Source organism: Streptococcus parasanguinis (genome assembly GCF_001578955.1).
GTDB classification, from domain to species: domain Bacteria; phylum Bacillota; class Bacilli; order Lactobacillales; family Streptococcaceae; genus Streptococcus; species Streptococcus parasanguinis_U.
This window is the reverse complement of the sequence record NZ_KQ969690.1, coordinates 417,979-419,084: the sequence shown is the minus strand read 5'-3', so window position 1 is coordinate 419,084 and position 1,106 is coordinate 417,979. Positions and strand designations below refer to the sequence as shown.

General features: G+C 36.2%; 2 protein-coding genes. Both read right to left on the bottom strand.

The genetic code is table 11. The features are described 5' to 3' along the window. Window positions 1-30 precede the first annotated feature (30 nt). Complete coding sequence (locus SPADD19_RS05880) at window positions 31-474, bottom strand: 8-oxo-dGTP diphosphatase (protein ID WP_061455503.1); 444 nt, start codon at window positions 472-474, stop codon at window positions 31-33. Window positions 475-533: 59 nt separating this feature from the next. Further along, window positions 534-1,052 carry an RDD family protein gene (locus tag SPADD19_RS05875; protein WP_371106508.1) on the bottom strand — a complete coding sequence of 173 codons (519 nt, stop codon included), beginning with the start codon at window positions 1,050-1,052 and terminating at the stop codon, window positions 534-536. Between the last annotated feature and the right edge of the window lie 54 nt (window positions 1,053-1,106).

The following is a 1,106-nucleotide window of genomic DNA, read 5'->3' as shown; positions in this document are numbered from 1 at the left end:
TTAAATCTTTAGAAGAATTAGTATTAAAATTTACTTTAAATCGTATTTCCAGTCTTCTCCATCTTGGTAGTAGAAAAATTCAGAAAGGTCTTCTTCAAGGAAAATACGAAGCATATCCTCCATATCTAAGGAGAGGTCTAGTTTTGGCAATTCTTTCAGGGCCTCCCACCAGACTTCCCCCTCTTCAGAGGATATTAATTCTCCGTCAAACTTTTCTGTCTTATAAAAGAGAACTACATAACGAATGCCTTCTTTTACCCAATCTTTCATTCCACAAATCTGGGGAGAAACTATCCTTAAGCCAGTTTCTTCCTTCACTTCACGGATCACTGATTCAGTAAATGACTCTCCCACTTCGACATGACCTCCAGGAAATGTAATGCCTGGCCAGTCCTCTTTTTTACGATGAATAACAAGAACTCTATCGCCATCTCTTACCATACAAAGATTCGTAAATTCAACGTTTTCATTCATATAGACACTTCCCAACTATGTGTATTTTTTCTTTGAGGACTGAATAGACAATCTCTATCCTAGGCACCTTTTTGCTGAACTTGCGTATGGGCTAGCAGGTCACCTAGATGCCTCTTATCTTTTCTAAACATTGTCATTGCCAGTAGCAAAACTGCGAGGAGAGTCGCCGAAATAGAGAGGCTAATGGATAACACATCAAAATTACTATAGACACCATGAATCGTGCCCATATGACCTATTTGCCAAGGTAAAAATTTAATCGTGTTTCTAATCAAGCTAGCTTGCACTGTTTTTTTCTGATAGACCAGTTCAAATCCCGCTTTTATCTTCCCAAAACTTCCATTTTTTGCATAATCCAAGAATGTGAAAAGGATCGTAATCGGCAAAACAGAGGTGAAAAATGCAATCCACTGCGACTGAATTTCTGTAAACTCTGGGATACCATTAAAAAAAATAATGTAAAAAAGCATAGAACCAAAAAACAGAAGTGCTAAATAAGCTAGTATGAAAAGATAATCAAATAGTAATTCAATCATTCTTTTTTTAAACGAAATAGGATTAATTGCTAACATCTTCATCACCATCTCCTCCTTTATCATTTGCTACTATTATACTATACTGACAACCATAAA